The 24,815-nt window shown below is 65.2% G+C and carries 27 protein-coding genes; 13 read left to right on the forward strand and 14 right to left on the reverse strand.

Features of this window, described 5'->3' with window-relative positions; translation table 11 throughout:
* Entirely contained in the window at positions 1-831 is an 831-nt protein-coding gene (locus ACWAT4_RS35245; RefSeq protein WP_449729239.1) for a dienelactone hydrolase family protein, read from the reverse strand.
* 182 nt (positions 832-1,013) lie between these two features.
* On the opposite strand from ACWAT4_RS35245, the gene ACWAT4_RS35250 reads away from it, so the two are divergent.
* On the forward strand, positions 1,014-1,241 hold the full coding sequence (locus ACWAT4_RS35250; RefSeq protein ID WP_128968398.1) for a DUF2093 domain-containing protein: 228 nt from the start codon (positions 1,014-1,016) through the stop codon (positions 1,239-1,241).
* A 16-nt stretch (positions 1,242-1,257) separates the two neighbouring features.
* Here the strand turns inward: ACWAT4_RS35250 and ACWAT4_RS35255 are convergent, their stop codons facing one another.
* From ACWAT4_RS35255 to ACWAT4_RS35285, 7 genes are all read right to left on the reverse strand, one after another.
* On the reverse strand, positions 1,258-1,563 hold the full coding sequence (locus tag ACWAT4_RS35255) for a hypothetical protein (RefSeq protein ID WP_449729240.1): 306 nt from the start codon (positions 1,561-1,563) through the stop codon (positions 1,258-1,260).
* A gap of 517 nt (positions 1,564-2,080) precedes the next feature.
* The gene (gene lpxK, locus ACWAT4_RS35260; RefSeq protein WP_449729241.1) at positions 2,081-3,106 is read right to left on the reverse strand and encodes a tetraacyldisaccharide 4'-kinase; all 1,026 of its coding nucleotides are present in this window, start codon (positions 3,104-3,106) and stop codon (positions 2,081-2,083) included.
* Positions 3,099-4,445 (reverse strand): 3-deoxy-D-manno-octulosonic acid transferase, encoded by a 1,347-nt coding sequence (locus tag ACWAT4_RS35265; RefSeq protein WP_449729242.1) that lies wholly within the window; start codon positions 4,443-4,445, stop codon positions 3,099-3,101. Before ACWAT4_RS35265 ends, lpxK begins: the two co-directional genes overlap by 8 nt.
* Complete coding sequence (locus tag ACWAT4_RS35270; RefSeq protein ID WP_212297121.1) at positions 4,408-5,121, reverse strand: lysophospholipid acyltransferase family protein; 714 nt, start codon at positions 5,119-5,121, stop codon at positions 4,408-4,410. Before ACWAT4_RS35270 ends, ACWAT4_RS35265 begins: the two co-directional genes overlap by 38 nt.
* Entirely contained in the window at positions 5,118-5,360 is a 243-nt protein-coding gene (locus ACWAT4_RS35275) for a DUF4170 domain-containing protein (protein ID WP_212297122.1), read from the reverse strand. Before ACWAT4_RS35275 ends, ACWAT4_RS35270 begins: the two co-directional genes overlap by 4 nt.
* Positions 5,361-5,422: 62 nt before the next feature.
* Positions 5,423-6,235: a 3'(2'),5'-bisphosphate nucleotidase CysQ gene (locus ACWAT4_RS35280; protein WP_212297123.1), complete on the reverse strand. Its 813-nt coding sequence runs from the start codon at positions 6,233-6,235 to the stop codon at positions 5,423-5,425.
* Complete coding sequence (locus tag ACWAT4_RS35285) at positions 6,222-7,625, reverse strand: TldD/PmbA family protein (protein WP_212297124.1); 1,404 nt, start codon at positions 7,623-7,625, stop codon at positions 6,222-6,224. Before ACWAT4_RS35285 ends, ACWAT4_RS35280 begins: the two co-directional genes overlap by 14 nt.
* Positions 7,626-7,903: 278 nt before the next feature.
* Between ACWAT4_RS35285 and ACWAT4_RS35290 the strand changes: the two genes are divergently transcribed.
* Complete coding sequence (locus tag ACWAT4_RS35290) at positions 7,904-8,422, forward strand: DUF6101 family protein (RefSeq protein WP_449729243.1); 519 nt, start codon at positions 7,904-7,906, stop codon at positions 8,420-8,422.
* 7 nt (positions 8,423-8,429) lie between these two features.
* Here the strand turns inward: ACWAT4_RS35290 and ubiA are convergent, their stop codons facing one another.
* The gene (ubiA, locus tag ACWAT4_RS35295) at positions 8,430-9,362 is read right to left on the reverse strand and encodes a 4-hydroxybenzoate octaprenyltransferase (RefSeq protein WP_449729244.1); all 933 of its coding nucleotides are present in this window, start codon (positions 9,360-9,362) and stop codon (positions 8,430-8,432) included.
* Positions 9,359-10,015: a hypothetical protein gene (locus tag ACWAT4_RS35300; protein WP_212297127.1), complete on the reverse strand. Its 657-nt coding sequence runs from the start codon at positions 10,013-10,015 to the stop codon at positions 9,359-9,361. The genes ubiA and ACWAT4_RS35300 overlap by 4 nt, the downstream gene beginning before the upstream one ends.
* A 211-nt stretch (positions 10,016-10,226) precedes the next feature.
* Between ACWAT4_RS35300 and ACWAT4_RS35305 the strand changes: the two genes are divergently transcribed.
* Positions 10,227-10,982, forward strand: coding sequence for a 16S rRNA (uracil(1498)-N(3))-methyltransferase (locus ACWAT4_RS35305; RefSeq protein ID WP_449729245.1), 756 nt, complete (start codon positions 10,227-10,229; stop codon positions 10,980-10,982).
* 10 nt (positions 10,983-10,992) lie between these two features.
* Here the strand turns inward: ACWAT4_RS35305 and ACWAT4_RS35310 are convergent, their stop codons facing one another.
* Together ACWAT4_RS35310 and ACWAT4_RS35315 are read right to left on the reverse strand one after the other, a co-directional pair.
* Complete coding sequence (locus ACWAT4_RS35310; protein WP_249209540.1) at positions 10,993-11,811, reverse strand: helix-turn-helix domain-containing protein; 819 nt, start codon at positions 11,809-11,811, stop codon at positions 10,993-10,995.
* A gap of 203 nt (positions 11,812-12,014) precedes the next feature.
* Positions 12,015-12,521, reverse strand: coding sequence for a hypothetical protein (locus tag ACWAT4_RS35315; protein WP_212427690.1), 507 nt, complete (start codon positions 12,519-12,521; stop codon positions 12,015-12,017).
* Positions 12,522-12,785: 264 nt separating this feature from the next.
* Between ACWAT4_RS35315 and ACWAT4_RS35320 the strand changes: the two genes are divergently transcribed.
* From ACWAT4_RS35320 to ACWAT4_RS35345, 6 genes are all read left to right on the forward strand, one after another.
* On the forward strand, positions 12,786-12,992 hold the full coding sequence (locus tag ACWAT4_RS35320) for a hypothetical protein (protein WP_249209542.1): 207 nt from the start codon (positions 12,786-12,788) through the stop codon (positions 12,990-12,992).
* Between the two features lie 271 nt (positions 12,993-13,263).
* The gene (locus tag ACWAT4_RS35325; protein WP_212297131.1) at positions 13,264-14,415 is read left to right on the forward strand and encodes an ATP phosphoribosyltransferase regulatory subunit; all 1,152 of its coding nucleotides are present in this window, start codon (positions 13,264-13,266) and stop codon (positions 14,413-14,415) included.
* Positions 14,416-14,418: 3 nt separating this feature from the next.
* A complete protein-coding gene (gene hisG, locus ACWAT4_RS35330) occupies positions 14,419-15,396 on the forward strand; it encodes an ATP phosphoribosyltransferase (RefSeq protein WP_212297132.1) in 978 nt (325 codons plus the stop codon).
* Between the two features lie 99 nt (positions 15,397-15,495).
* Positions 15,496-16,542, forward strand: coding sequence for a glycosyltransferase family 2 protein (locus ACWAT4_RS35335; protein WP_212297133.1), 1,047 nt, complete (start codon positions 15,496-15,498; stop codon positions 16,540-16,542).
* Positions 16,539-17,384 (forward strand): ChbG/HpnK family deacetylase, encoded by an 846-nt coding sequence (locus ACWAT4_RS35340; RefSeq protein ID WP_449729246.1) that lies wholly within the window; start codon positions 16,539-16,541, stop codon positions 17,382-17,384. The genes ACWAT4_RS35335 and ACWAT4_RS35340 overlap by 4 nt, the downstream gene beginning before the upstream one ends.
* A 125-nt stretch (positions 17,385-17,509) precedes the next feature.
* The gene (locus ACWAT4_RS35345; protein WP_212445389.1) at positions 17,510-18,322 is read left to right on the forward strand and encodes a DUF2076 domain-containing protein; all 813 of its coding nucleotides are present in this window, start codon (positions 17,510-17,512) and stop codon (positions 18,320-18,322) included.
* A gap of 69 nt (positions 18,323-18,391) precedes the next feature.
* Here ACWAT4_RS35345 and ACWAT4_RS35350 read toward each other — a convergent pair whose 3' ends face one another.
* Positions 18,392-19,207, reverse strand: coding sequence for a L,D-transpeptidase (locus ACWAT4_RS35350; protein WP_212297136.1), 816 nt, complete (start codon positions 19,205-19,207; stop codon positions 18,392-18,394).
* A gap of 315 nt (positions 19,208-19,522) precedes the next feature.
* On the opposite strand from ACWAT4_RS35350, the gene ACWAT4_RS35355 reads away from it, so the two are divergent.
* Entirely contained in the window at positions 19,523-20,302 is a 780-nt protein-coding gene (locus ACWAT4_RS35355) for a protein phosphatase CheZ (RefSeq protein ID WP_212297137.1), read from the forward strand.
* Between the two features lie 162 nt (positions 20,303-20,464).
* On the opposite strand, the gene ACWAT4_RS35360 is transcribed toward ACWAT4_RS35355, so the two are convergent.
* Positions 20,465-20,986, reverse strand: coding sequence for a hypothetical protein (locus tag ACWAT4_RS35360; protein ID WP_212297138.1), 522 nt, complete (start codon positions 20,984-20,986; stop codon positions 20,465-20,467).
* A 318-nt stretch (positions 20,987-21,304) separates the two neighbouring features.
* Here ACWAT4_RS35360 and ACWAT4_RS35365 point away from each other — a divergent pair, with 318 nt between their 5' ends.
* From ACWAT4_RS35365 to ACWAT4_RS35375, 3 genes are all read left to right on the forward strand, one after another.
* The gene (locus ACWAT4_RS35365) at positions 21,305-21,601 is read left to right on the forward strand and encodes a co-chaperone GroES (RefSeq protein WP_014491914.1); all 297 of its coding nucleotides are present in this window, start codon (positions 21,305-21,307) and stop codon (positions 21,599-21,601) included.
* Between the two features lie 117 nt (positions 21,602-21,718).
* Positions 21,719-23,350, forward strand: coding sequence for a chaperonin GroEL (groL, locus tag ACWAT4_RS35370; RefSeq protein ID WP_212297139.1), 1,632 nt, complete (start codon positions 21,719-21,721; stop codon positions 23,348-23,350).
* Between the two features lie 143 nt (positions 23,351-23,493).
* Positions 23,494-24,705 carry a hypothetical protein gene (locus ACWAT4_RS35375; RefSeq protein ID WP_212427686.1) on the forward strand — a complete coding sequence of 404 codons (1,212 nt, stop codon included), beginning with the start codon at positions 23,494-23,496 and terminating at the stop codon, positions 24,703-24,705.
* The last annotated feature ends 110 nt before the right edge of the window (positions 24,706-24,815 follow it).

Genomic DNA, 24,815 nt, shown 5'->3' on the forward strand with positions numbered 1-24,815 from the left:
CTACCGCGCCAGCCATTCGGCGACTTCCTTCTGCGACTCGGCGCGCGCTTCGGAATCGGTGCCGAGATGACCGTGCTCGGGTGCGGCGGCGTCGGCGCTGGCGCTCGCGGCGTGCAGCGGCGTATTGGCGCGGTCGAAATCGTGATAGGCGCCGGGATAGACCACGATGCGCGCGAGCGCGCTGCGGCCATGGGCGCCGTCCACCATCTGGCGGCAGGCTGGCGGCGAGGAGACGTCGTCGTTGGCGCCGATCAGCACCAGCGTCGGCACCCGCGTGCTCCAGCCGAGACCCGCGGAGATGCGGCAATCCGGATAGAACGCGATCGCGGCGCGGAAGTCCGGTCCGGCATCACGCGCCACGGCCTGCGGACGCACCGCCCAGAGCAGCGCGCTGGCGCCGTTGGCCCAGCCGATCAGGCTGACGCGGTCGCGCGCCACCCAGCTCTGCTTCATCAGCCAGGCGCGCGAGGCCGCGATGTCGGCGACACGCTCGCGCCGCGCCTTGACGTGCATCTCCTTGACGCGGCATTGCGGGCCGAGCTCACGCGAGCCGTAGCTGTCGGGCAGCAGCACGGCATTGCCCGCCTTGAGCAGGCGCTCGGCCCAATCACGATAGCGCGGCTGGACGGAATCGGAATGGCTGCCGAGACCGCCGCAACCATGCAGCGCGATCACGGTCGGGAATGGCCCTGCCCCCTCCGGCTTGAACAGCTGCGCATGCAGGACGCCGGAGGCGAGCGGGATTTCGACCTGCGCAGGTGCGGGCACCGGCGCGGCTTGCGCGGCCGACATCGAGAGCGTCAGGAACAGGGCGGTCAGTCGAAGGCGCATCGGACTCAGTCGCAGGAGGTGCCGCACGGCCTCAAGCACTATCATGCGCAAACGGCGGCAAAACATCACAAACCGGTGGGTTTAACGGGCGGACAAGCCACCCTATCTATGCTACATCCGGTCCAACACATCGTGCCCTGCAAGGTTTTCCAAGCAGGTGCCTTCCACGGAGACTTTCGACCGTGCTGAACAAGTTCGGCCCTTCCGGCCATGGCGAAGCGCAAGTGCAATATCTCGACGGCGATTTCCGCGTGATCTCGCCGGGAACGTTCGTGCGCTGCGCCATCACCGACACGCGGATCCCGCTCGACGAATTGAAGTACTGGAGCGTGGATTTGCAGGAAGCCTACGCCACGCCCGCGGCCGTGCTGCAGCGGCATTTCCCGAACGCGCCGAAGCCGCAATCGTGAGGCCTCACCTGCGTGGCTATCGCTGCGCCGGACCATCCGTGCCCACGCAAGTCTTGATCGCGCTGTTCCGCGCTTCGCCGACCAGCTTCTGATCGATCGCCTGCTTCAGGCAATCGAGCCGCGCCTGCGCCATGCAGAGCTGCATCTGGTCGCGTTTGTCCTGCCCCTTCAGACTTTGTGTCGAGCTGAGGCACGCCATGCGCTTGGTCGCGGGGACCGGCACCGTGGCGGTCGGAGCAGCAGCCGGCGTCGTCTGTGCCAACACCGGCGCAACGCTCAGACACACAAGGCTGGCGGCAATGGCCGTAGAGGGCAGTTTCATCACAGACTCCAGGATCGTCTGGCATCGATAGGCGTTTTGCGATGAATGTCGGCTGAATGGCGCACTGCCCCTTATTTCCGTCGCAATGGCTTTGTCCAAGACAGGCTAGGCACGAACATTTGGGAGCGTCCGTTGAGAGCAGCTGTTTTGGCGTCTCTTCTAATGCTGCCGTTTTCGGCCGCCGCTCAGACACCACAGGATGAGAAACCCTACGTCTCCGACTTCAGGGCTTGTGTCCGATTAAACACCACCGGCGCGCGAGCGGCCGGAGTTCGGACCGAGGACCAAGCCGTGGACTACGCCCTCAAGAGGTGCATGCCCTTGTTCGGAGTGTTCATGGGATCAGTCAATACATTGCCGCTACCCAGCAGCATCCCGGAGGGAGAAGCTGTGCCACCCGGACTGTTTCGCTTGATCGTCAGACAGGAGTGGGGCGATTTCATCGAGCGGAGAAATAAGCAATAGAAGCGGCGTTGGCCCTGCTATTCCAACCAGTGCCGTAGAGCCTGCGGCGCGATCAGCGCTTGCTGAAGCGCCGCTCGCGGGCCTTGTAGAGATGATCGCTGATCAGTTGCCGCAGCGCATCCGGATCATCGAACTCCAGCGTTACTTTGAACGGCACCACACCTTCCACGTGGGGCAACATCCCTTCGCCGCCATGGATGCGGGCAAGGTCTTTCTCCGTGGTCACCAGCGTTTGCCCGTTGCGCCTGGCATCATCCCACATTTCCTGGATGTCGCGCTCAGAATACGGGTGGTGGTCAGCAAAGGTGCGGCTCCCAGCGATCTCGATCCCGCTCGCCCGCAAGGTCCTGAAGAAGCGATCGGGATCGCCGATGCCGGCGAAGGCGAAGACCTGCTTGCCGAAGAGCTGCGCGACTGACACCGCATCCGGTTTCAGCCGCGCCCGCAGCACCGGCTTGCCGCGCGCGGAAATCTTCGCCGCGACATCGTCAGCGGCATGGCCGTCGCCGATCAGCACCAGCGCATCGGTACGCGCGAGCTGCGCTTTCAGCGGCGCGCGCAAGGGACCTGCCGGAAACACCTTGCCGTTGCCGAGGCCACGCTCGCTGTCGATCACGATCAGCGAGGCGTCCTTCAACAGGTGCGGATTCTGAAAGCCGTCGTCCATCAGGATCACGGTGGCGCCTTGCGACTTCGCCAGCGCGACGCCGTCGAGACGGTCGCGCGCGACGGCGACGGGCACGTCGCGCACCATCATCCATGGTTCGTCGCCGACATCGGACGCATCGTGACGCTCGCGATCGACCATCACCGGGCCGTGCAAGCGCCCGCCATAGCCGCGGCTGAGCACCACCGGGGTCTCGCCGAGCTCGCGCAGCAGCTTCGTCAGCGCCAGCACGGTCGGCGTCTTGCCGGCGCCCCCGACATGGTAGTTGCCGACGCAGAGCACGGGGATGCCGGCGTCAAATCCCTTGCGCGCCATGCGGCGTGCGGTGATGGCGCCATAGAGCGCGCCCAGCGGGCTGAGCAGATGCGACTTCGGGGAACGCGGCCGGTACCAGAAGGCCGGCTCACGCATTGGCGGCTCCCATCTCGATCCGCAGCTGCATCAGATACGGCTCGAGCGCCGTCATGGTGCGATCGAGCGCGCCGCCGAGCTCCTCGACCACGCCGGCGCCCGCGCGCTGTATCTTGTCGCGCACCGCGGGCTCGACCAGCAGCAGCCCGAGCTGCTTGACCAGCGCATCCTGCGTATCGGCCTGGCGAGCCCCGCCGCGGCTGTCGAGCGCCTCATAGACATCGGCGAAGTTGAAGACATGCGGACCATGCACGATGGCCGCGCCGAGCTTGATCGCCTCGATCGGATTCTGGCCGCCATGGCGGATCAGCGATCCGCCCATGAACACGACCGGGGAGAGGCGATAGAACAGGCCGAGCTCGCCCATGGTGTCGGCGACATAAATATCGGTGGTGGCCGTCGGCGGCTCATCGCGCGAGCGCAAGGCCGGCTTCAGGCCGGACGCCGTGATCATCCCCGCGATCGACGAGCCGCGATCCGGATGCCGCGGCACGATCACGGTCAGGAGCTGCGGGAAGATGCCGACGAGGCTGCGATGCGCCGCCACCAGCATCTCGTCCTCGCCCGGATGGGTCGAAGCCGCGACGATGACCGGACGCCCGCGCGTCATCGTCATCAGCCGCTCGAGCTTGGCGGGATCGGCCGGCGGCGCCGGCACGTCGAGCTTGAGATTGCCCGTGGTGACGACGTCGCGGCTGCCGAGCGTGGAGAAGCGTTCGGCATCGGTCTTCGATTGCGCCAGACAGATGTCGAAGCGCGACAGCAGCGCCGAGATGGTGCCGTGCATCCGCCGCCAGCGCGGGAAGGAGCGCGGCGACATCCGCCCGTTGATCAGCACCATCGGCACCCGGCGCGCCGCGCCCGCCAGGATCAGGTTCGGCCAGAGATCGGACTCGATGAACAGCGCCAGCGACGGCTTCCAGTGATCGAGGAAGCGCGCGACATAGCGCGGGGAATCATACGGCACGTATTGATGAATGACGTCGGGCGGAAAACGCTTGGCGACGACGGCGGCCGAGGTGACCGTGCCCGAGGTGAGCAGGATGCGCAGATTGAGATCGCGCAGCCGCCCGATCAGCGCCGCCGCCGCCAGCACCTCGCCGACGCTGGCGCCGTGGATCCACACCAGCGGACCATGCGGCCGGACGTCCCGGGACAGGCCGCGCCGCTCGCCGACGCGCGCGGGATCTTCCTTGCCCTGCTTCAGCCGCCGCTTGATCAGCGCAGGCGCGAGCGGCGCCAGGCCGGTGGCCAGGCGCCGGTACATCCGCAGCGTCATCGGCAGGGACTTGGGCAGCGAATTAGCCATCGGCAGGCCCCGGTCGGCCGAGCTGCGCATAGGCGCGGCGGGTGGCTTCGTTCAACGTCTCTTCCAGCTCCAGCCGCAGCGTTTCCATCATGGCGGCATCGGCATCTGCGGGAACGTGAATTTCCTTGATGCCGACCAGCGCACCGCGCCCGAACGGCAGGTTGATGGTGGTGCGGTCCCAGTTCTTGAGCCGGATGAAGCGGCTGGTCGCCATCGCAAAAGGCATGATCGGCCGCCCCGATTCCCGTGCCAGCATGATGATGCCGAGCCCGGCCACGCGCGCGCGCTTGGGGACATCGGCGGTGAGCGCCACATTACAACCGTCCTGGAGCGTTCGCACCATCTCCTTGAAGGCACCGACACCACCTTTGCGGTGGAAAGCGCCGCCATGATCGCCGGAACCGCGGATGAGGCCGATGCCGAGGCGCTCCACCGCGATGGCATTGAACTCGCCGTCGCGGTGACGCGAGATCAGGACCTTGGCGCGGTAGGAGTCCTTGTTCTTGATGAACGGGGTGAGGAAATGCTGGCCGTGCCAGAACGCGAAGATCGCCGGGATCTGCGGCTCGACGATGTCATAGACGTCGGGCGGATCGAACGTGAACCTGTTGGTCCGCCAGACCAGACGCAGATATTCGGCCGCCAGGAACCCGACGGCACGCTGAAACCAGCTGCTTCGCAGCGTATTGCGAAGCAGTTTTTTCAACGCGCCGGTTCTTGATTCGGGTCGAGCAGCCGATGGAGGTGGACGATGAAATAGCGCATCTGCGCATTGTCGACCGTGCTCTGCGCCTTGGCGCGCCAGGCGGCATGGGCGGCGGCATAGTTCGGATAGAGGCCGACGATCTCGACGTCGTCGAGGTTCTTGAAGGTGTTGTGCTGGAGATCGAGCAGCTCGCCGCCGATGACGAGATGAAGCAGCTGTTGCGGGGCACTATCTGGCATGAGTTCTGTTCCTAAGAGGCTGCCCGGCAAAGCAGTGTTCGACGAGCACGACGACAAGAGCTTCAGGCCAGGGGACGGTTTCGAAAATGCGCGACAATGCTCGCATGACGATCGCGTCCCGCTGCCACCAGCACCCCGTGCGTCACTTCCCGACGATTATAAAGGATGGGATCTCCGGAGAGATCGCTCATCCTACCATCCGCTTCCTGCACGATCAAATCGGCCGCCGCAAGGTCCCAATCATGACTATTGCCGCCCGCAAAAGCCGCATCCAGGGTGCCATTGGCGACCCGGCACAGCCGTAGCGCCAGCGAGCCGATTCGCGGATGCAGCTTGACCTCGCCGCTCGAGGCATTGAGCCGCTCGACCATCGGCTTCGGGCCGGCCATGCGGGAGAAGTCGAGCGCGGCGCCTTGCGTTGCCCGCGCGGGCCTGTCGTTGAGCATCGTGCCCCGGCCGCGGGCAGCGAAGAAGAACTCATTGGTGGCCGGCGCGAATACGGCGGCGAGCACAGGCGCGGCATCCTCGACCAGCGCGACGCTGACGCACCATTCATCATGGCCGTTGAGATAATTGCGGGTGCCGTCGATCGGATCGACCACCCAGACGAGCCGCCGCGACAGCCGCGTGGCATCGTCGGCGCTCTCCTCCGACAGCCAGCCATAGTCCGGCGTGGCGCCGCGCAGGCGTGCTTCCAGCAAATCGTTGACGGCGATGTCGGCTTCCGAGACCGGCGAGGACGCGCCCTTGGTCCACTTCCTCAGCTCGGTGCGGAACATCGACTGCGCCAGCGCGCCCGCCTCCCGCACCGTGTCTTGCAGCAGCGCTGCGTCGCGCGTCAGAACGTTTGCGTCGAGACTGTCAGCGTCCGCCAAGCGTCAAACCCTCGATGCGCACCGTCGGCGCATTGATGCCGTAGCGGAACTCGAGATTGTTCGCCGGCTGCATCGACTTGAAGATCTCGAACAGATGGCCCGCGATCGTGACCTCGCTGACGGGATAGGTGAGCTCGCCGTTCTCGATCCAGAAGCCGGAGGCGCCGCGGCTGTAATCGCCGGTGACGCCATTGACGCCCGATCCGATCAGATCGGTGACGTAGAACCCCTGCTTGATATCGGCGATCAGCTCGGCCGGCGTCGGGATGCCAGGCTCGAGATGCAGATTGTACGGACCCGGCGAGGGCGAGGACGAAACGCCACGATGGGCGTGGCCGGTGGTGGTGAGGCCGAGCTCGCGCGCGGTGGCGCAGTCGAGCAGCCAGGTCGTCAGCACGCCCTCGTCGATCAGCGCGATCTTCTTCACCGCAACGCCCTCGGCGTCGAAGGTCTGCGAGCGCAGGCCGCGCTTGCGCAGGGGATCATCGATGATGCGGATGTTCTTGGCAAACAGCTGCTGGCCGAGCTTGTCCTTGAGGAAGCTGGTCTTGCGCGCGATCGAGGCGCCATTGATGGCGCCGACGACATGGCCGACCAGGGAGCCCGCGACACGCGGATCGAATACGACCGGCACCTTGCAGGTCTCGACCTTGCGCGGATTGTAGCGCGCCACAGTGCGCTCGCCGGCGGAGCGGCCGACAACTTCCGGCGACAACAGATCGGCCCCGTGCGGCGCCGAGGTGAAGTCGTAATCGCGCTCCATGCTGGTGCCTTCGCCGACGATCGCCGTTGCCGAGATGCCCTGGCTGGAGCGCAGGTAAGACCCGTGGAAGCCGGTCGAGGTGACGAGCACCATGCCGCCCATGCCGGCGGAAGCCGACGCGCCGCCGGATTTCGAGACGCCCTTCACGGCAAGTGCGGCGGCCTCGGCCGCGAGCGCGCGGCGCTCGAGCTCCGACGTCGCGGGCACGTCGGGATCGAGCAGATCGAGATCGGGAAAATCGCGCGCGAGCAGCGCGGGATCGGCAAGGCCGACATATTTGTCCGTCGGCGCGACCTTGGCCATCGCGACCGCGCGCTCCGCAAGCTTGGTCACGGCATCGCCGCTCACGTCATTGGTCGAGACCACCGCCTGGCGCTGGCCGACCAGAACGCGCAAGCCGACATCATCGCCCTCGGATCGCTCGGATTCCTCGACGCGGCCGTCACGCACCTCGACGCCTTGCGAGACGCCGCGCACCGCCACGGCATCGGCCGCATCCGCGCCGGCGCGCTTCGCCGCCTCGACCAGACGCTGAGCGAGATCCGACAGCGCGGACTGATCGAACAGGTCGCGATTGGACTTTGAAGAGCCCTGGGGCGAAAGCGTCGAGCTTGGTGAAGGGTTCACGAACGAAATCCTGTTGGGGGCGCGGGAGGTTTCGGGGCGATACGGCCCTGAACACCAGATGTGCCCAAATGGTGCGGACTTCAAGCATTTTCAGCCCGCAGAAGGCTCAGATTCGCGGCTCTCGCGCAACGTCTCGTCAATCATGCGCGCCAAGGTCTTGTCAATCATGCGGCCCGGTGACGTTGGATTAACCAGCCTTTTTAAGCGGTTTCGGAAAGCCCCGCGCTAAGGTCCTCGCATCGACCGGGAACATAATCCTGGCGGGGAGAACTAAAGCCGTGAGGCGTCAAACAGCAACATGCGGGGTCAACCCCGCCGGGTCGAGCCGCAGCTTGCGGCTCGACCCTCTTTCCCTTCCGGTCCGCTTCGATGCGCATGATCCGCGCGCCGACGGCTACACAAGACAGATCGAGCTTCATCGCGAGCGTGTCGTGCTGCGCCGTGCCGTTCGCGGCATGCAGATGGCCATCAACGTGCGCGTCAGTGACTTCACCGGCGTCGCGCTGCGCGGCAATGACGAAGCGCAGACCCTCGTGCTGGTCCATCGCGATCCCTCGCTGTCCGTTCCGCTGCTGGTCAGCGCCGATGGCGACGATCTCGCCGAGGCGTGGGCGATCTGGAGCGAGATCTTTGCGCTGCCGCAGCTCGACGAAGGTGCCCGCAAGCCCGCAGCCCGCCGTCGCCGCGCCAATGCGATCCGCGCCCGCCGTCCGAAATTCCTGATGCGCCGCCGCACCGCCATGGCGCGCGAGTTGCCGATTCATCGCGAAGAACGCGAGATCATCGCAAGGAATTGAGCGGGCGCTACGCGGCCCGCAACACCGCGTCGGTCAGCAATCCCGCAAACAGCAACAAGCCCGCATATTTGTTCGAGTAGAACAGACGCTTGCACAAGTCTGGATCGTCGATCCTCAAGCGCATGATCTGCGAGGCCAGATGCGCGGCGAAGGCCGCAAGCCCGATCCACGCCGGCCAGCGCGCGTCGCCTGACGCCAGCGCGACGCCGATCAGCATGACCGCAAGACCATAGAACAGGATCAGCGCCTGGTGCGTGTGCGCACCGAACAGACGCGCGGTGGACTTGATGCCGATCAGCGCGTCGTCCTCGGCGTCCTGATGCGCGTAGATGGTGTCATAGCCGATCACCCACGAAATAGCGCCGGCGTAGAGCACCAGCGCGGTAACGTCGATGCGTCCGAAGGTGACGGCGAATCCCATCAGCGCGCCCCAGGAGAAGGCGAGCCCGAGCACGATCTGCGGCCACCAGGTGATGCGCTTCATGAAGGGATAGATCGCAACGATCAGAAGCGAGGCGATGCCGGTCAGGACCGCGAAGCGGTTGAACTGCAGCAGCACAACGAGCCCGATCAGCGCCTGCGCGACCATGAAGGCCAGCGCCTGCTTGGTGGTCACCTGCCCCGAGGGCAGCGGCCGCGAGCGGGTGCGCTCGACCTTGTCGTCGAGGTCGCGGTCGGTGATGTCGTTCCAGGTGCAGCCGGCGCCGCGCATGACAAAAGCGCCGACGAAGAACAGCACGACGACCAGCAAAAGACCGCGGACGTCATGCGCCATGCCGCTCGCGAGCGCGGCCGACCACCAGCACGGCATCAAGAGAAGCCAGGAGCCGATCGGACGGTCGAAGCGGGACAGGCGCAGATACGGCCGCGCCCATTGCGGCGCGAGCGTATCGACCCAGTTGCCGGTAGAGTCGGCAACACGGGCTGATGTGTCGCTCATCGGGTGAGGACGTTGCCGTTGAGCGTGTCGAAGGTGCTGCCGCCCTTCTTGCCGGCATTGGCTTCCGGCGCAGAGCCCGAACCCACCACTTCACTCAGCGACGGTCCGGCCGGACCGCGCGGCTGGCTTGCCATCTGTTGCGCGACGTTGCAGACCTTCTTCTGCATCGCCTCGGTGTTCTTGTGCCCGGTCTTCATCTGCTCGCCGATCTGCGGCGGGATCCCGCACTTCGCCGCATGGACCTCGACGTATTTGATCATCTTCAGCTCAGCCTGGCTGAAATTGCCGATCAGCTTGCAGGCCTCGTCTGGAGGGGCATGGCGATCGCTCGCGGCCTTGATCAGCTTGCCGCGCTTCTCGGCTTCCTCGCGGAGCGGGACGAACGCCTTCATGCAATCTTCGCCGGGCGCTTGCGTCGGCGGGGCTGCGCTGAACGCGCCGGCACCACCGATAGGGGCCGCGCCGTTGACCGGGAACGAGGCCTGCGGCGCGGCGCCGACGGAGGCGACCGGCGCTCGGCCGTTCACGGGCGGAAATGCGGAATCGGTTGCGGCCTGGTTCGGCAGTGGCGCCGGGAACCCCTGCGCATGAGCTCCCGCGGCGCCCATGGTGACCATAGCGGCAGTGATCGGAACCATCAAACGACGGATCATCAAGATAGTCTCTCCGGCAGGAGCTTACGGGGGCTCGGCGCCTTCCCAATTGAAGCGCAACCAGCGTGTCGCGATTTTACGATTCCCGCCGGCCCTTAACAACCCGCCGAATGGGGCAAGAGCGCGGCGCGCCGACACACCAATTTGGCAATATTTACCCCCGAAATGGCTGCTTTCGGTTAAGAACGGCCGCAAATCGGACTTTTGACCAATGCCCTCCCACGATTTTCGCGCTCCCCGCCTGTTCGTCGACACCCCCCTGGCCCAGGACGCCCGGGTTCCGCTCGACCGCGACCAGAGCAACTATCTCGGCAATGTGCTGCGCCTGGCCGCCGGGGCCGAGGTTTTGGCCTTCAACGGCCGTGACGGCGAGTGGCAGGCCGCGATCGAAGGCCGAAAGCGGCCCGACAACCTCGTCATCCTTCAGCAGGTCCGCCCGCAGGATCGACTGCCCGACCTCGCCTACGTCTTCGCCCCACTCAAGCATGCCCGGCTCGATTATATGGTCCAGAAGGCCATCGAGATGGGCGCGGCCACGCTTCAGCCGGTCCTGACCCGGTTCACCCAGGCCTCCCGGGTCAACACCGAGCGGATGCGTGCCAATGTGGTCGAGGCCGCCGAGCAATGCGGCATCTTGAGCATCGCCGCCGTGGCCGAACCGGTGCCGCTCGAGCGCTACCTCAGTCAACGCCCGGCCGGCCGCCTGCTGATCTTCTGCGATGAGGCCGCCGAGGTGCAAAGCCCGATTCAAGGCCTGCAAGATGCTCACGAGGCCGGCCGCGGTATCGACGTGCTGATCGGCCCCGAGGGCGGCTTCGCGGAGGAAGAGCGCGCCCTTCTGCTGCGGCAGCCGAAAATCCTGCGACTCGCCCTCGGCCCCCGGATCATGCGCGCCGACACGGCCGCGGTCGCAGCGCTGGCGCTGGTCCAAGCGGTATTGGGCGACTGGGGCGGCACGCGCGAATAGGTCGCGGCTTCTAGCTGTGCTCCCGCACCGATCGATAGAGGGTCTCGGATGGGAGTTCGCCGAAGGCCGACCGGTAGCTGGCCGCGAACTCGCTCAAATGCCAGAAGCCATGCGCAATGGCGCAGGCCTTCACGCTGCGCCGTCCCGGACCGACGCGTAGCTGCTTGCGCACCGACCAGAGACGCAGGACGCGGCTATAGCGATGCGGGCTCATGCCGCAGATGGCCTTCGTCGCACTCTGGAGAGTTCGGACCGACACGCCCACCCGCTCGGCCAGTTCGGTCGTCTTGTGCCAGACCGTCAGATCTTGCCGGATCAATCCTTCCATGTCGGCGACGATCCGGAGGTAGCTCTCCGTCGTGGCTTGCACCGATTTGCTGTTCACGCTGGAACGAATGGCGCTATCCATCGCACTGAGCAGGGACTGTTCGACGTTCGTTTGCGAAGTCGGCTCGCTCAGGAAGCCAGGATCATTGGCAGCCGTCTCAAGCGTTGCCGAAAACAGGGCGCGGAGGGAGGCGAGCAGGTCCGAAGGCACGCTCAGCAAATGATAGCCGTCATCCAGCCGGGACCAGGGCTCGCACGCGGGCGGCGTGAAGTAGGCGACGCCGATCAGACGACCGACCGGCTCATAGACCAGGCAATCGGAAGAGCCCTTCAGAATGACGATGGAGCTGCCGATGGATTGCCCATTGATGCAGGTCGAGGTCACCTGGTCCATCGGCACCACCACGGCGACGGCGTGCGCCAGCTGGTAACCGCGAATGATCCGCGGGAAGGTCTTCACCAGAGACAGGCTCAGGTTCGGCAGGCTGAGCCGCGCCCGCATGATCGCCGTCGAGCCGGGAGACAATGGCATGCTGGACGCACCGGCATATCTCTCGCTGTCGCCGAAATGATCGATGTCGTACGACCGGAGCTCGAGCGCCGGGGATGGCTTGAGGCCCTGGAACGACACCAAGCCCTCCGCAGCGCCTTTTTGAACTCCATCGCGAGCAATGGTGAGAGGGATTTGATCCATGGTCCTGCCGCTTACGTCGCCTTCCTGATCGATGCAGCGCTCTCGGGAGCTCGTAGATCATCCGGCCCGTTGATGCCCGCGCGCTTGAGATCGCGAAGCAGCTTCGTGAGCAGCAGCATGTTGGTCTTCTGCAGTTCGTGATTGTTGCCGAACCTGAATGCGTTCTGCTCGGTCACGATCAGCCCGGCCTTGGTTTCGGCGAGAATCTTCCGTCGCTTCAATCCCGCCACGCGACGGCGAACCGTCTCGAGCGGCAGACTGAGGAAGCGGGAGAGTGCCGCGCGGGACACGCCCTGCTTGATCGTATCCGGCTCGACCGTGTGAATACTGGAAAACTTCTCGTCCAACGACGGATCGTTCATCACGTTGATGACGTTCGCATTGAGAATCGCATGAACGATCAGAAGGTCCATCGGATCGAATTCGTCGTAGTTCCGGAACATCTCGCTGATCGAAAACAGCATATAGGCCAGCGTGTGTCGCGAGACCGTTCGGATGATATCTGAAGCATTGCGCATGAATCGAAAAACCAACATTCATCTTGTAAACGAAGGCCGCGGCGAGCGTATCATCCGGCATACCCAAATTGAGTATGTGACAACTTGCCAGGCGCCCTCAATCTCTCATTGTGATGTTCCAGCTGCGCGGGGCGCTCCGCCGGACCAATTTCGCGATCGGCCTTGCGGCGGACTGTGGATCGACGGCGATCCACGACAGCATTCAGCGATGTCGATGATGCCGGCTCCATTCAGCCGGCGGTTCCAGAGTGGAAACGAATGGCCATGGACGACGACGTTGGATCGGACATCCGCCAGGACGTGCGACTCATCAAGGCATTTCTCAGCATCACCGACGCGCGCAAGCGGCAGAGAATTCTAGACCTGGCGGAGCGGCTCGCCGAGGACGCCGCATCAAACGCCGCGGGACTTGCCGCAGCCGAAGCACCAACTGTGGAAGAGTGCAGCGACGTCCCGGACCATATCGAATGAGCGGGAGGTGCCGCCGCACGACGGCTCCCCCACAAAGGATTAGGGTATTTAATTACCTTGACGCCAATGATGGTATCTAGACCGCGCCGCCGTTTAGGCCAATCTCGGCCGTCCTAAGGCGGACCCGGGCGAGATCGTCCGGACGGCTCCAAAGTCGTTAAGCGATTGATCCTTTGGAGGTCGAAACCGTTTTCCGGCCATGCTAAGGCCTGCGCCAATTCGCCTGCCTCCCTTGCCCTGCCCGGTTCCACCGGGACGATGGACCCCTGTTATGACCGCGACTGCCACCTCAAATGCTGCCGGCTCTGCCGCCTGGGCGGATACGCTGCTGTTGTCGTTTGCGCAGGCCGGCTACGTCAGGGCCGAACCCGCCATCCTGCAACCGGCCGAGCCGTTCCTCGACCTGTCCGGCGAGGACATCCGCAAGAGCCTCTATTTGACGACGGACCTGTCCGGCGAAGAGCTCTGCCTGCGCCCTGACCTGACGATCCCGGTGGCGCGCGACTATCTCGCCTCCGGCCGCGCCGGCCAGCCGGCCGGATTCAGCTATCTCGGCCCCGTCTTCCGCTACCGCAGCGGTCAGGCCAGCGAATTCCTCCAGGCCGGAATCGAGTCATTCGGCCGTCAGGACCGCGCCGCCGCGGATGCCGAGACCCTGGCGCTGGCACTGGAGGCGACCGCCGCTTTCGGCGTGCGCGACGTCGAGATCCGGACCGGCGACGTGGCATTGTTCAACGCGCTGCTCGATGCACTCGACCTTTATCCGGTCTGGCGTCGCCGCCTGGTCAAGGACTTCAACCGCAAGATCAGCCTGGAGCAGGATCTAGAGCGGCTGGCAGCTGCGGCGACCGCGACCCGCAGCGAATATGAGGGCGTGCTGGCCGCGCTCGCCGGCTCCGATCGCAAGGCGGCGCTGGCCTTCGTCACCGATCTGATGTCGATCGCCGGGACCACCAATGTCGGCGGCCGCACCACGGCCGAGATCGCCGACCGCTTCCTCGAGCAGTCGACGCTGAAGGGCGGCGCGCTGCCGCGCGAGGCGATCGCCGTGCTCAAGCGCTTCCTGTCGATCGCTGGCAATCCCGACGAGGCTGTCGCCGAGCTGCGCGCGCTCACCGCGGACGCGAAGCTGGATCTCGCCGCTGCAATCGACCAGTTCGAGAGCCGGGTCGGCTTCATGGCGGCGCGCGGCATCGACGTGAAGAACACGCGCTTCTCGACCGCGTTCGGCCGCGGGCTCGACTATTACACCGGCTTCGAATTCGAGCTGCATTACAGGGGCAACGGCGCCGAACCGCTGGTCGCCGGTGGCCGCTATGATGGGCTGATGACCCAGCTCGGATCAGCAGCCCCGATTCCGGCGGTCGGATTCTCGGTTTGGGTCGACGCGCTGACCCGGATCGGGCGCAAGGTGGGAGCTTAAGTCATGAGCGCGCCATTCGTTCTGGCCGTTCCCTCCAAGGGCCGCCTTCAGGAAAACGCGGAAGGCTTCTTCGCCCGCGCAGGGCTCAAGCTGTCGAAGGCCGGCGGCGCGCGCGACTATCGCGGCACGATCGCGGGCCTCGACAATGTCGAGGTGGCCTATCTCTCGGCGAGCGAGATCGCCTCGCAGCTGTCCCGCGGCTTCGCGCATCTCGGCGTCACCGGCGAAGATCTGGTGCGCGAGAACATCGCTGATGCCGACAAGCACGTGTCCCTGATCGACGGGCTCGGCTTCGGCTATGCCGATGTCGTGGTCGCGGTGCCGCAGGCCTGGATCGACGTCCGCACCATGGCGGATCTCGACGACGTGACCACCGGCTTCCGCGAGCAGCATCACATGCGGATGCGGGTCGCGACCAAGTTCGTCAACCTCACCCGCACCTTCTTCCAGAACCACGGTATCACCGATTACCGCATCGTCGAGAGCGCCGGTGCCACCGAAGGCGCGCCGGCGGCCGGCAGCGCCGAGCTGATCGTCGACATCACCACGACGGGCGCGACGCTCGCCGCCAACGGCTTGCGGGTGCTCGACGACGGCGTGATGCTGCGCAGCCAGGCCAATCTGGTCGCCTCGCGGCACGCCGACTGGTCGCCGCAGGCGATGGAAACCGCGCGTGTCATCCTCGATCACATCGCGGCACGCGCGCGCGCCAACAAATACCGCGAAGTGCGGACCCGATTCCGGCAGTGCGACGCCGCCCTGCTCGGCGAAGCCCATAGCCGGTTCGGCGTCGAAGCCCCGTTCGGCGGACCGACCTCGTCGGGCATGCTGACGCTGCACTGCCCGCCGGGACAGCTCTATGCTCTGGCGAGCTTCCTGCGCGAGCATGGCGCCGAGACCGTCTCGGTGGTCTCGCTCGACTACGTGTTCGACCGGGAGAACCCGCTGTTCGCCAAGCTCGAGACCTTCCTGCGGCGGTGAGCCCAAAGTTCTCGCGCCGCTCCGTTCAGCGTAGCGACAGCAAGCGACAGCTACCATATGCTGTCGGGATGACCTTGAACGCCTCTGGAACCTTGATCGATGACGCTGGGCTCTGACGTTTCCGCCCTGACGACCACCGCAGCGAATGCCGCTGCGAAGGGGTTGTCGATTGTCGTCCCCGTCTACAACGAGGCCACAGGCTTGGCCTCCCTGCACCAGCGGATCTGCGATCTCGCCAAGACTCTGCGGGAGCGCTATCGCCTGTCTTGCGAGGTCGTCTATGTCGACGACGGCAGCAAGGATGCAACGCTGTCGATCGCCCGCTCGCTGCCGGCCGACGCGATCGACATCCAGGTGGTCTCGCTATCGCGCAATTTCGGCAAGGAGGCCGCACTGATGGCCGGCCTCGACCATGCCCGGCTCGGCGCGGTCATGTTCATGGACGGCGACGGTCAGCATCCGCCGGCCCTGATCGAGCAGCTGGTGCGGCACTGGATCGACGACGGCTATGACGTCGTCTATACCGCCAAGGCGCATCGCGACAACGAGACCTTCCTGCGCCGGTTCGCCGTGCACGGCTTTTACGCGCTGATCAACTGGGGCGCCCGCCAGAAGATTCCGGAAGACGCCGGCGACTTCCGCCTGCTCTCGCCGCGCGCGGTCACGGCGCTCAGGCAGCTGCCGGAGCGCAACCGGTTCTTCAAGGGGCTGGCAAGCTGGATCGGCTTCCGCCAGATCCGCGTCGATTATGAGCCCGCGGCGCGCGTCCACGGCGTCACCACCTTCAACGCCGCAAGCCTGCTCGGCCTGTCGATCGAGGGCCTGACCTCGTTCTCGGTGGCGCCGCTGCGCTTCGCGAGCCTGCTCGGCGTCATCCTCGCCGGCATCGCCTTCCTGTTCGGCCTCTCGATCCTCTGGGAGGTCTTCACGACCGGCAAGCAGGTGCCCGGCTATCCCTCGCTCGTGGTCGGCCTGATGACGATCGGCGGCGTGCAGCTCATCATGATCGGCATCGTCGGCGAATATATCGGCAAGATCCTCTCCGAGCTGAAGGCGCGTCCGATCTACTTCGTCGCCGAACACAGCGAAAAGCGTTTCGAGACCGACAAGGCCGACGACGCCTCGAAGCGGACGGCGGCTGAATGAGCGCGGCCGCGAGCCTGCGGCGGATCTGGCTCTGCGCCGACGATTACGGCATCAGCCCCGGCGTCAATCGTGCCATCCGCGACCTGATCGAGCGCGGCCGCCTCAACGCCACCTCGGTGATGATGGTCGGCCCCGCGATCGCGCGCGGCGAGGTCGAGGCGCTTCAGGCTGCGGCGAAGGCAAGCCCGCGCTGCGCGATCGGACTGCATGTGACGCTGTCGGCGCCGTTCCGGCCGCTCACCATGCATTTCCGCCCGCTCGACGGCGACATGTTCATGGCCTTTCCAAACCTGCTGCGCGCCGGATTGATGCGGCGGCTCGACAGCGAATTCTTCCGCAATGAGGTGAGAGCGCAGCTCGTGGCCTTTTCGGAAGCCTTCGGCCGTCCGCCCGATTTCGTCGACGGGCATCAGCACGTGCAGCTGTTTCCGCAGGTGCGCGACGGCTTCGTCGAGGCCGTCAGCGACGTCGCGCCAAAAGCCTGGGTGCGGCAGGGCGGCCGCGACCTGCCGCTGGCGCAGCGGCTGGCTTCGCCAAAAGCGATGGTGCTCGATGTTCTCAGCGCGCAATTCCGCCGCCGAGCGAGGCGCGCCGGTCTTGTGTTCAATCCCGCCTTTGCCGGCGCCTATGATTTCACCCACGCGGCCGATTTCGGCGAGCTGATGCGACAGTTCCTGCAGGGCCTCCCCGAGGGCGGCCTCGTGATGTGCCATCCCGGCTTCGTCGACGAGGTCCTCACCGGCCTCGACCCGATGACCGATGTCAGGGAACGCGAGCATGCCTATCTCGCAAGCGACGCCTTCGCCCAGCTGCTCGCGGCCAGCCATGTGACATTGGGATGAAACCGGCGAAAGTCAGGGCGCGAGGCAGTCTGTCGCATACCGAAATTTAATCCAGCCGCCACTGTTGGGGCCACATTGGAACCCTACATCCCGCTTGCGCTTGTTTTGCGCGAGGGAGACAGACCATGACGCCGCAGGAACGCCAGCTCGTCGACGAGCTTTTCGACCGGCTTTCGAAACTGGAAAATGCACCGCGCGATCCCGACGCGATCGCCGCGATTTCGGACGGCTTACGCAAGGCACCCGGCGCCGTCTATGCGCTGGTGCAGACCACGCTGTTGCAGGACGAAGCGCTGAAGCGCGCACATAATCGCATCCAGGAGCTTGAAGCGGCCCATGCGCCCGAGCAGCAGCAATCCGGCGGCTTCCTCGACACCATGCGCGACACGCTGTTCGGCTCGAGCCAATCACGAGGCTCGGTTCCGAACGTGCCTCCGCGTGACTCCCGGCCGGTCTGGAACAGCGGCCAGGCAATGCAGCAGGCCCAGCCGGGTTACGGCCAGCCGCCTTATGGTCAGGCTTACGGGCAAGGCCAAGGTTATGGTCAGGGCTACGGCGCCCCACCGATCGGCGGTGGCGGCGGGTCGTTCCTGGGCACCGCGGCGGCAGCCGCCGCCGGTGTGGTCGGCGGCTCGCTGCTGCTCTCCAGCATCCGCGGCATGATGGGCGGCGGATCGCATCAGGCTTTCGGCGACACCAATGCCCTGGGCGACCGCAGCCCGTGGGCTGGCGACCAGTCCGGCAGCTCGCTCGCCCGCGATGCCGGCCTCAACGACATCGGATCGAACCGGGATTCCCGTCAGGGCTTCTTCGACCAGGCGTCGAACGATCGGGACAATGACGATCAGAACTATGACAACAACGACAACGACAATATGGACATGGCCGACGACAGCGACTTCGGCGGCGGAGACGACGGCGGCAGCGACAACGCGTAAGGCCATTCTCAGCGCCAAGCAAAAACGGCCGCCCGGAAGGCGGCCGTTGTCATTTGGAGGATCCGAGGATCACATCACCACGACCTTGGTGCCGACATTGACGCGGCCGTAGAGGTCGATGACGTCCTCGTTGCGCATGCGGATGCAACCGGAGGAGACGTTGGTGCCGATGGTCCAGGGCTCGTTGGAGCCGTGGATGCGGTAGAGCGTGGAGCCCAGATACATCGCGCGCGCGCCGAGCGGATTTTCCGGACCGCCCTCCATGTGCCGCGGCAGATCGGGACGGCGGGCGAGCATTTCCGCCGGCGGCGTCCAATCCGGCCATTCGCGCTTGGCCGTGATCGACTTCACGCCGGCCCAGGTGAAGCCCTCGCGTCCGACGCCGATGCCGTAACGCATCGCCCGGCCGTTGCCCTCGACGAGATAGAGGAACTTGTTGCTGGAATCGACCACGATCGTGCCGGCACTTTCCTTGCCGCTATAGTCAACAAGTTGCTTCTCGAATTTCGGATCGAACGGGCGCTGCCGCGGATCGACCGCCTCCTGCTGGTAGCTTGCGCCTTGCTGATATCCGCCCTGCATCTGCGGCTCGCCCATCGGCGGCAGGCGGCGCGGATCGGCATAAGCCGGCTGCTGCTGATAGATCGGCTGCTGCGGCGCATAGGCCGGGCCGCGGCCAGGTCCGTCGCCGAACAGGAACTCGATGAAGCCGCCGCCCATGTTGGCATTGGAAGCAACGCGCACGGGGGCCGGGACGCCCCGCGGCTGGTAGAGCACCGCGGGCGGATCGTTCGGCACCGTATTGTCGAAAGCTGCGGCGCGATCGGCGCCGACAATGAAGGCGCAAGCGCTGCCGAGCAGCGCGACAGACATTTTCTTGAACATCGACGTACTCTGTACTGTTTCGTCTAGTTGCATTCGCCGCCGAACGCGCTGGGGGATTCCCGCGTCCTCGACGTGGTCAATAAAGAGCAAACTCCGTTTCGTTTGGTAAACGGATCGGGCGTTTCGATTCACCACGTCGCGAGCAGCGGGCCAATTCGGCGATCAGCGTTTATTTTCGGTGAAGGCGCGAGCCTCATGGTTAATCGCCCGTTTGCATGCCGTCGCGCGCGGCCGTTTCTCAGTTCCGGCTGTGAACCTCGTGTTAAATTGCTTCTGCCTACAAAGACGCGTGAATGAGGTGGGGGGAGTATCCTGATGGCTGTTCACCGCAAACGTTTTCGTGTCGAGGATATCGCCGGCGGCGAGATGCCAATTCTTGACGTAACTGAAGAGGCAGGCCCGATGCACAGCGAGATCATGGCAGAGCTGCGTGCGATCCGCGCGCAGATGGCGAAAGGCAGCGTGCCCTTGTCCGGTAGCGCAGCCATGGCCGCGATCGACGCCTCCACAGCCCACGAGCTTTCCGAAGCGCGCACGATGCTCGATACCTATCGGGCCCAGATCGAGCAGTGCGAGAAGCTGAAGGTCGAGCTCGACCTCATCCACGATGCCATCGACCGCACCAAGCGCGAGATCGCGACCCTGCACGGCAAGAGCTTCGACGGCGGCGAGATGGCCAAGGTCAATGGCGAGCTCGGCGCGGTGGTCGGCGGCACCGAGCAGGCGACCCAGCAAATTCTCGAAGCGGCCGAATCGATCGACCAGGCGGCCAGCGCGATGTCCAAGGTGCAATCGGCAGACCAGCAGAAGCGGCTCGCCGACGACATCCAGGAACGCGTCATCTCGATCTTCGAAGCCTGCAACTTCCAGGACCTGACCGGCCAGCGCATCAGCAAGGTCATGACCACGATGAAGTTCATCGAGCAGCACATCAATTCGATGATGGAGATTTGGGGCGGCGTCGACGCGATCAAGTCCCACGCACCGGCGCAGGTCGACACCCGCAGCGAGGACGACAAGCTTTTAAACGGACCGAAGCTCGCCGGCGACGTCGGCCATGCCTCGCAGGACGACATCGACGCGCTGTTCGACTGAGCGGACGCGGCAGAGAGACAAGCAAAACGCCGGCGCAAGCCGGCGTTTTTCGTTTTTTTGCGCCTATTCGTCATTCCGGGGCGGTCCGCAGGACCGAACCCGGAATCTCGAGATTCCGGGGTCCGATGCTTCGCATCGCCCCGGAATGACGGGAGTGAGAAATCACGCCCTCGGTGCGCAGCGGACGTAGACCATGTTGCCGTAGCGGGTGGCGGCGTCCTTGTCGACGAAGCGGGTGATCATGACGCGGCCGTCGAAGGAGACGATCTCGCGGTCCTGCTCACCCGGCGTCGGGCCGGAGGGACCGATATAGTTCTTGCCGCCTGGCGAGCCCTTCAGCCGCAGTTCCTGCGGCGTGGCCTGGTCGGCGAGATGCATGATCACACCGCCGGAGGAACCGGCGCCGATCACGTAGGGGTTCTTGCACTGGGCTCGTGCAGCCGCTTCGGTGCGGGCGCGGTCGGCCGGGTTCTGGAACGAGGCGAGGCCCCAGCGGCCGACGATCTCGTCGGCGCGGATCGAGGCCGGCATTTCCGGCGCGACGCCGGGCTCGGCCTCGGGCGCCGGCTGGGACGAGGAGAAGGACGGCAGGCTCATGCCGCCGCCGCAAGCGCCGAGCAGCAGCGCAAGGCAAGAGGCCGCCGCCAGATTGGCAAGCGTGCGTGCGTGAGCTGAACTGATCATGGCATTCCCCCGAACAAGACCATGGCCGCATCCCTCCCGCAGCCAAGCGCAAAACCGCAGCCAGAGCAATGACGTCTTGATATACGCCTTCGCCCCGAACGAGTTTCCAGTGCCACCATCCTATATCCGCCTCACCAATCGCTTAACCACCTTTGCTTGACAGGATCGCAGCCAAGCCATATCCCCTGCGCACTATTAGCACTCGGAAAGACCGATTGCTAAGTGCGCCGTTCGATCCTCGGAAAGAGGGTGGACGGCAGCGCTGCCCTCACCCACTTCCGCTGCTTTCGGAAAAGCGAGCTTCCAAAGGGAAACGTCATGGCTAAGTCCAAATTTCGTCCGCTGCATGACCGTGTCGTGGTCAAACGTATCGACGCCGAGGAAAAGACCAAGGGCGGCATCATCATCCCCGACACCGCCAAGGAAAAGCCGTCCCAGGGCGAAGTCGTCGCCGTCGGCCCGGGCGGCCGCGACGAGGCTGGCAAGCTGATCCCGATCGACCTCAAGGTCGGCGACCGCGTGCTGTTCGGCAAGTGGTCGGGCACCGAGGTCAAGATCGACAACGAAGAGCTCCTGATCATGAAGGAGTCGGACATCATGGGCGTGATGGCCTAAGGCCGGACGCCTGAACGGCCGCTGAATGCCATGCCCGGATCATGAGGTCCGGGCATCCATCATTCCGCCGCACAGCACAAGACACGACACATCACGAAACACGAGGGATTGCAGACCATGGCTGCCAAGGACGTCAAGTTTTCCGGAGACGCGCGCGATCGCATGCTGCGCGGCGTCGACATTCTCGCCAACGCCGTCAAGGTGACGCTCGGTCCGAAGGGCCGTAACGTCGTCATCGAGAAGTCGTTCGGCGCGCCCCGCATCACCAAGGACGGCGTCACCGTCGCCAAGGAGATCGAGCTCGAGGACAAGTTCGAGAACATGGGCGCCCAGATGGTGCGTGAGGTCGCCTCCAAGACCAACGACCTCGCCGGCGACGGCACCACCACCGCGACCGTGCTGGCCCAGGCCATCGTGCGCGAAGGCGCCAAGGCGGTTGCCGCCGGCATGAACCCGATGGACCTCAAGCGCGGCATCGACACCGCGGTTATCGCCGTCGTCAAGGACATCGAGAAGCGCGCCAAGCCGGTCGCCGCCTCCTCCGAGGTCGCCCAGGTCGGCACCATCTCGGCCAACGGCGACGCCGCCATCGGCAAGATGATCGCCCAGGCGATGCAGAAGGTCGGCAACGAGGGCGTCATCACCGTCGAGGAGAACAAGTCGCTCGACACCGAGGTGGACATCGTCGAGGGCATGAAGTTCGACCGCGGCTATCTCAGCCCCTACTTCGTCACCAACCCGGAGAAGATGACCGCCGAGCTCGAGGATGCCTACATCCTCCTGCACGAGAAGAAGCTGTCCGGCCTGCAGGCCATGCTGCCGGTGCTCGAAGCCGTGGTGCAGTCGGGCAAGCCGCTTGTCATCATCGCCGAGGACGTCGAGGGCGAGGCGCTGGCGACCCTGGTCGTCAACCGCCTGCGTGGCGGCCTCAAGGTTGCCGCCGTCAAGGCGCCGGGCTTCGGTGATCGCCGCAAGGCGATGCTGGAAGACCTCGCGATCCTCACCGGAGGCCAGCTGATCTCCGAAGACCTCGGCATGAAGCTCGAGAACGTCACGGTGAAGATGCTGGGACGCGCCGGCAAAGTGGTGATCGACAAGGAGAACACCACGATCGTCAAGGGCGCCGGCAAGAAGCCCGAGATCGAGGCCCGCGTCGGCCAGATCAAGGCCCAGATCGAGGAGACCACCTCGGACTACGACCGTGAGAAGCTCCAGGAGCGTCTGGCCAAGCTCGCCGGCGGCGTCGCGGTGATCCGCGTCGGCGGCGCGACCGAGATCGAGGTCAAGGAGAAGAAGGACCGCGTCGAGGACGCGCTCAACGCCACCCGCGCCGCGGTGCAGGAAGGCATCGTCCCCGGCGGCGGCGTCACGCTGCTGCGTGCCAAGAAGGCAGTCGGCCGTCTCACCAACGCCAATGCCGACGTCCAGGCTGGCATCAACATTGTGCTGAAGGCGCTGGAAGCTCCGATCCGCCAGATTTCGGAGAATGCCGGCGTCGAGGGCTCGATCGTGGTCGGCAAGATCCTCGAGAACAAGTCCGAGACCTTCGGCTTCGACGCCCAGACCGAGGACTATGTCGACATGATCGAGAAGGGCATCATCGACCCCGCCAAGGTGGTGCGCACCGCGCTGCAGGACGCTTCCTCCGTGGCCGGCCTGCTGGTGACCACCGAGGCGATGGTCGCCGAGATGCCGAAGAAGGAAGCTTCGCCTGCCATGCCGGCCGGCGGCGGCATGGGCGGCTTCTAAGCCCGTCCTCACCTGACAGTGTTGCGAAGGCCGCCTCCGGGCGGCCTTCTTTTTTGCCGATCATGGCTGGCGCTTTCCGATTCAACCGGCGGCCAAAACCCACTACGGTGGCGCCCGATTCCATTCGTTCGAGGATTTCGTCAATGCGCCCGCTTCTGGTTTGCTCGACAGCTCTTTTGGCCGCTCTGCTTGCAGCTTCGCCCGAGGTCGCCTCAGCCCAAATGAAGCTGTCGCCGAAGGCCACGGCGCCCGGCGGCACCGAGACGCGCTATTTCACCTCGATCGACGGGCTGATGGACGGCAATGCCGACGTGATTCTCAAGGAGACGCGGCAGGGCAAGACGGTCACCACGGCCGTGCTCGACGTCTGCTACCCCGTCGCCAAGAACTCCGACCGCAAGGACCGCTTCGTGGTCAATCTCCAGGTCTCCGGTCAGACGCTGACCGGCACGACCTCGAGCCTCGGCGCGAAGGCGCCTGTCACCGTCAAGCTCACGCGCAAGCCCACCGGCGACACCTTCGAGTTCCGCGGCCAGATCGGCATCGGCCAGGCCGTGACCGAAGTGACCTCGCCTGACAATGCCGATCTCAGCGAGAAGGAATTCCTGGACAACCAGACCACCGACGACGGCATCACGCCGCAACCGAAGGATTTCACCGAAGTCTCGCCGGAGGCAATCGCGGTCAAGGTCAAGCTCGATGCCGCGACCGACTTCCTGAAGAGCCTCAAGGGCCAGGATGTCGAGGTGACGCTGGCAAGTCTCTCCGTGGGCTGCGATGCGCTGCGCGCCGGCGAGCAGACCATCAACATGTCGGTCGATCCGGAGCGCGCGGCCGCGTTGCTGGCGAAATTCAAGGCGATGCCGGGCGTCACGGCCGCAGGCTGGACCGCGGGGCTCGCCGAGATGGACCGCACCATCCGCCTCCCCGCCGCCGATTGGCGCGACGGCGACAAGATCAACCGCGACAAGCTCGCCAGCGCAATCGCCGGCGTGCTGAGCAAGACGCTTGCGGCGAAGCCGGTCTCGCAGAGCTTCAACCCCGCCACCGGCAAGCTCAAGCTCGTGTTCAAGCGGCCGAACCAGGATTTCCCGGCGCTCGAGCTCACCGATACGATCGAGGTTTCGGGCCTCGTCTCCGCCGACAAGCCGGGGACATCAGACAAATTGATGGTCTGGATCGGCAGCCCCTCGACCTCAACGGCCGACGAGAGCAGCGGTGCAAAGCTCAACGTGTCGGATGAGGCGACTGCCGACGAGGAAGGCGACCAGCCCGACGACAATGGCTCGATCGAGGCGCTCGCCAAGGAGCTGAAGGGCCAGCGCTGGGACGCCGACAAGTCGATTTGGAAGTGACGAGGTCATTCCGGGACGACGCGCCAGCGTCGAACTCTGGTGCGCAATCGCGCACCAGAGAATTTCGCGCAGCAATCCCCAAATTCCGGGTTCGCGCTTCGCGCGCCCCG

It is taken from the genome of Bradyrhizobium sp. T-1, assembly GCF_053592855.1.

Bases quoted from the DNA above. Each gene is read 5' to 3' on its own strand.
- ACWAT4_RS35345 (WP_212445389.1), top strand. From the start codon at position 17,510: ATGACGCCGCAGGAACGCCAGCTCGTCGACGAGCTTTTCGACCGGCTT.
- ACWAT4_RS35310 (WP_249209540.1), bottom strand. From the start codon at position 11,811: ATGCGGGCGCGGCTCAGCCTGCCGAACCTGAGCCTGTCTCTGGTGAAG.
- ACWAT4_RS35375 (WP_212427686.1), top strand. From the start codon at position 23,494: ATGCGCCCGCTTCTGGTTTGCTCGACAGCTCTTTTGGCCGCTCTGCTT.
- ACWAT4_RS35320 (WP_249209542.1), top strand. From the start codon at position 12,786: ATGGACGACGACGTTGGATCGGACATCCGCCAGGACGTGCGACTCATC.
- ACWAT4_RS35255 (WP_449729240.1), bottom strand. From the start codon at position 1,563: ATGAAACTGCCCTCTACGGCCATTGCCGCCAGCCTTGTGTGTCTGAGC.
- ACWAT4_RS35305 (WP_449729245.1), top strand. From the start codon at position 10,227: ATGCCCTCCCACGATTTTCGCGCTCCCCGCCTGTTCGTCGACACCCCC.
- ACWAT4_RS35355 (WP_212297137.1), top strand. From the start codon at position 19,523: ATGGCTGTTCACCGCAAACGTTTTCGTGTCGAGGATATCGCCGGCGGC.
- ACWAT4_RS35365 (WP_014491914.1), top strand. From the start codon at position 21,305: ATGGCTAAGTCCAAATTTCGTCCGCTGCATGACCGTGTCGTGGTCAAA.
- ACWAT4_RS35325 (WP_212297131.1), top strand. From the start codon at position 13,264: ATGACCGCGACTGCCACCTCAAATGCTGCCGGCTCTGCCGCCTGGGCG.
- ACWAT4_RS35340 (WP_449729246.1), top strand. From the start codon at position 16,539: ATGAGCGCGGCCGCGAGCCTGCGGCGGATCTGGCTCTGCGCCGACGAT.
- groL (WP_212297139.1), top strand. From the start codon at position 21,719: ATGGCTGCCAAGGACGTCAAGTTTTCCGGAGACGCGCGCGATCGCATG.
- ACWAT4_RS35315 (WP_212427690.1), bottom strand. From the start codon at position 12,521: ATGCGCAATGCTTCAGATATCATCCGAACGGTCTCGCGACACACGCTG.
- hisG (WP_212297132.1), top strand. From the start codon at position 14,419: ATGAGCGCGCCATTCGTTCTGGCCGTTCCCTCCAAGGGCCGCCTTCAG.
- ACWAT4_RS35300 (WP_212297127.1), bottom strand. From the start codon at position 10,015: ATGATCCGTCGTTTGATGGTTCCGATCACTGCCGCTATGGTCACCATG.
- ACWAT4_RS35350 (WP_212297136.1), bottom strand. From the start codon at position 19,207: ATGTTCAAGAAAATGTCTGTCGCGCTGCTCGGCAGCGCTTGCGCCTTC.
- lpxK (WP_449729241.1), bottom strand. From the start codon at position 3,106: ATGCGTGAGCCGGCCTTCTGGTACCGGCCGCGTTCCCCGAAGTCGCAT.
- ACWAT4_RS35245 (WP_449729239.1), bottom strand. From the start codon at position 831: ATGCGCCTTCGACTGACCGCCCTGTTCCTGACGCTCTCGATGTCGGCC.
- ACWAT4_RS35275 (WP_212297122.1), bottom strand. From the start codon at position 5,360: ATGCCAGATAGTGCCCCGCAACAGCTGCTTCATCTCGTCATCGGCGGC.
- ACWAT4_RS35360 (WP_212297138.1), bottom strand. From the start codon at position 20,986: ATGATCAGTTCAGCTCACGCACGCACGCTTGCCAATCTGGCGGCGGCC.
- ACWAT4_RS35335 (WP_212297133.1), top strand. From the start codon at position 15,496: ATGACGCTGGGCTCTGACGTTTCCGCCCTGACGACCACCGCAGCGAAT.
- ACWAT4_RS35265 (WP_449729242.1), bottom strand. From the start codon at position 4,445: ATGCGCAGCTCGGCCGACCGGGGCCTGCCGATGGCTAATTCGCTGCCC.
- ubiA (WP_449729244.1), bottom strand. From the start codon at position 9,362: ATGAGCGACACATCAGCCCGTGTTGCCGACTCTACCGGCAACTGGGTC.